5 protein-coding genes are annotated in these 3,222 nt (G+C 47.0%); all 5 read left to right on the forward strand.

All coding sequences use genetic code 11. From position 1 onward, the window contains the following. Nucleotides 1-402 (forward strand): GDP-mannose 4,6-dehydratase (locus R7Z47_RS23925; protein ID WP_318130658.1); only part of this gene is annotated, 402 nt, incomplete at its 5' end. Next, entirely contained in the window at nt 402-1,268 is an 867-nt protein-coding gene (gene rfbA / locus R7Z47_RS23930) for a glucose-1-phosphate thymidylyltransferase RfbA (protein ID WP_053306495.1), read from the forward strand. The genes R7Z47_RS23925 and rfbA, both read left to right, overlap by 1 nt. Continuing rightward, nucleotides 1,269-1,688, forward strand: a complete 420-nt coding sequence (locus R7Z47_RS23935) for a sugar 3,4-ketoisomerase (protein ID WP_048625666.1) — start codon at nt 1,269-1,271, stop codon at nt 1,686-1,688. Then, nucleotides 1,666-2,136 carry an acyltransferase gene (locus R7Z47_RS23940; RefSeq protein ID WP_064368913.1) on the forward strand — a complete coding sequence of 157 codons (471 nt, stop codon included), beginning with the start codon at nt 1,666-1,668 and terminating at the stop codon, nt 2,134-2,136. The genes R7Z47_RS23935 and R7Z47_RS23940 overlap by 23 nt, the downstream gene beginning before the upstream one ends. Next, nucleotides 2,129-3,222, forward strand: a 1,094-nt coding sequence (locus tag R7Z47_RS23945) for a DegT/DnrJ/EryC1/StrS family aminotransferase (RefSeq protein ID WP_318130659.1), incomplete at its 3' end; no start/stop codon positions are given. The genes R7Z47_RS23940 and R7Z47_RS23945, both read left to right, overlap by 8 nt.

Raw genomic sequence — 3,222 nt, forward strand, 5'->3', positions numbered from 1 at the left:
ATCCGAGATTGGCTGTTTGTGGAAGACCATGCTCGCGCGCTTTACAAAGTGGTCAACGAAGGTGAAGTCGGTGAAACCTACAACATCGGTGGTCATAACGAAAAAGCCAACATCGAAGTCGTGAAAACCATTTGTGCTTTGCTTGAAGAGTTGCGACCAGACAAGCCAGCCGGGATAGAGTCTTATGAATCTTTGATCACGTATGTGAAAGATCGCCCTGGTCATGATGTGCGTTACGCAATTGATGCCACCAAGATCGCTCAAGAGCTTGGCTGGACGCCAGAAGAAACGTTTGAAAGCGGTATTCGCAAAACCGTCGAATGGTACCTAAACAACCCACAATGGTGGCAACGTGTGCTTGATGGTTCATACAGTTTAGAGCGATTAGGAGCGGGCGAATAATGAAAGGCATTATTTTAGCAGGTGGCTCGGGCACTCGCCTTTACCCTATTACACGCGGTGTCTCTAAGCAGTTACTGCCGGTTTATGACAAGCCAATGATTTACTACCCGTTGTCAGTACTCATGCTTGCGGGCATTCGTGAAATCTTGATCATCACCACGCCAGAAGACCAGGAAGGTTTTCAGCGTCTATTAGGTGATGGCTCAGAGTTTGGCATTGAGTTGCAATACGCGATTCAACCAAGCCCAGATGGCTTAGCTCAAGCCTTCATCATTGGTGAAGACTTCATTGGCGATGACTCAGTATGTTTGGTGCTGGGTGACAACATCTTTTATGGGCAAGGGTTTTCGCCGAAGTTACAACAAGCTGCAGCATTAACAGAAGGTGCGACGGTCTTTGGCTATAAAGTGAAAGACCCAGAGCGCTTTGGTGTGGTGGAATTTGACGACGAGATGCGAGCGCTATCGATAGAAGAGAAGCCAGTCGAGCCAAAATCCAATTACGCCGTGACAGGGCTGTATTTCTACGATAATCGCGTCGTGGACATTGCCAAAACCATCCAACCGTCCCATCGTGGCGAGCTAGAAATTACGAGTATTAACCAAGCTTACTTAGAGCAAGGGAAGTTGACGGTTGACGTACTAGGGCGCGGCTTTGCGTGGTTAGACACGGGAACACACGGCAGCTTGCTTGAAGCTGCGCATTTTGTCGAAACGATCGAGAAACGCCAAGGTTACAAAGTGGCTTGCTTAGAAGAGATTGCGTATCGCCGAGGCTGGTTAACGCGAGAGCACATTCAAGCCGCAGGAAAAGCCTTATCTAAAAACGATTATGGCCGCTATCTTCTAGAGTTATTGGAAGAATAAATGTCGAATATACCGCTAATATCTTTTCAGAAAATGGGTGATGAGCGAGGCTCATTAATCTCGTTAGAGCAACACAAAAACATTCCTTTTGATATCAAACGTATTTACTACATCTTTGATACACAAAGCGGTTTAGCGAGGGGCTTTCATGCACACTACGACTTAGAGCAAGTCGCTATCTGCATGAAAGGTAGCGTAACTTTCGTCATTGATGATGGCACCACAAAAGAGAAAGTGACGCTTTCCTCTCCCGATGTAGGACTGCATATCAAAGGCTTAAAATGGCGTGAGATGCACGACTTTTCTGAAGATTGTGTACTGATGGTTGTCGCTAGTGAATTGTATGATGAAGCCGATTATATCCGTGACTATGACACATTTCTTAAAGAGGTAGCCCATGCGAATTCATGCACTCAGTGATGTTGCTTCATCGACGATTGGCGAGGGGACGTCTATTTGGCAATTTGCCGTGGTCCTTGCTGGGGCTAAAATTGGTCGTGACTGTAATATCTGTGCGCATACCTTCATCGAGAATGATGTGGTCCTAGGAGATAGAGTCACCGTAAAGTGCGGCGTTTACCTCTGGGATGGCATTGAAATTGAAGATGATGTGTTCATTGGCCCGGCAGCTGCTTTTACGAACGACAAGTTCCCGCGTTCAAAAGTGTGGCCAGAAGCTTTCCCGAAAACAAAAATCCTGTCAGGCGCCTCCATCGGCGCCAATGCCACGATTTTGCCAGGCATAACCATCGGAAAAAATGCGATGGTTGGTGCAGGCAGTGTGGTCACCCGTTCAGTGCCAGACTATGCGGTTGTGGTTGGAAGCCCAGCCAAGATAGTACGTTATGTAGAGAAAAATAATGGTTAATTTTTTAGAGCTAAAGCGCTTAAATGCCGAGTACGAAGACGAATTGAAACAAGCCTGTGCACGCGTAATTGAATCTGGCTGGTATATCCTTGGCAAGGAAACGGAACAGTTTGAACAAGCATTTGCTGACTACTGTGGAGTTAAACACTGTATAGGCGTTGCGAATGGCTTAGATGCTTTAACACTGACGTTAAAGGCTTGGCGAGAGTTAGGCAAAATCAACAAGGGTGATGAAGTTATCGTACCGGGTAATACTTATATCGCATCGGTACTGGCCGTCACCGAAGCGGACTTGGTACCGGTGTTTGTGGAGCCGAATGAGCAGACGCACAATATCAGTCCTGAAGCGATTGAAGCGGCGATTACAAAAAAGACCAAAGTGATTTTGCCGGTGCACCTGTATGGTCAGTTAGCCGATATGCCAGCGATTATGGCGTTGGCGACAAAACACAATCTTCTCGTGTTGGAAGACAGCGCTCAGTCTCATGGTGCGACACTTGCTGGTAAGAAATCTGGAGCATGGGGGGATGCCTCAGGTTTTAGCTTTTATCCGGGGAAAAACCTAGGTGCGTTAGGTGATGGTGGCGCTATTACGACTAGCGATGATGAGCTGGCAGAAACCTTGCGTGCCCTTCGAAACTACGGCTCACATGTTAAATACCAGAATCTTTATCAAGGTCTGAACAGTCGTTTGGATGAAATTCAGTCGGCGATGTTGTCAGTGAAACTGAACTACCTTCCAGCGCAGACGAAAGCGCGTCAGGAGTTGGCGGCATTTTACTTACGTGAAATCAACAACCCGAATATTATCTTACCAGAAGTGGCTGAGCCTGAGGCACATGTATGGCATTTGTTTGTGGTGCGCACTTCACACCGAGATGCGTTGGTTCAGCATTTATCAGAGCATGGTATTCAGACACAAGTGCATTATCCGATAGCGCCGCATAAACAGCAGGCTTACAAAGAGTTCAGTCATCTGTCATTGCCGTTGACGGAGCAGTTGCAAAATGAAGTGCTGTCATTACCGATGTCGCCTTACTTGAGTGAGCAAGAGAGAAGTGTTGTGGTCGATGCAGTGAACTCTTT

It is taken from the genome of Vibrio sp. 1641 (genome assembly GCF_033339995.1).
Classification (GTDB): domain Bacteria; phylum Pseudomonadota; class Gammaproteobacteria; order Enterobacterales; family Vibrionaceae; genus Vibrio; species Vibrio alginolyticus.

Excerpts from the sequence above, each read along its gene's own strand:
- rfbA (WP_053306495.1), top strand. The coding sequence starts at position 402 with ATGAAAGGCATTATTTTAGCAGGTGGCTCGGGCACTCGCCTTTACCCT.
- R7Z47_RS23935 (WP_048625666.1), top strand. The coding sequence starts at position 1,269 with ATGTCGAATATACCGCTAATATCTTTTCAGAAAATGGGTGATGAGCGA.
- R7Z47_RS23940 (WP_064368913.1), top strand. The coding sequence starts at position 1,666 with ATGCGAATTCATGCACTCAGTGATGTTGCTTCATCGACGATTGGCGAG.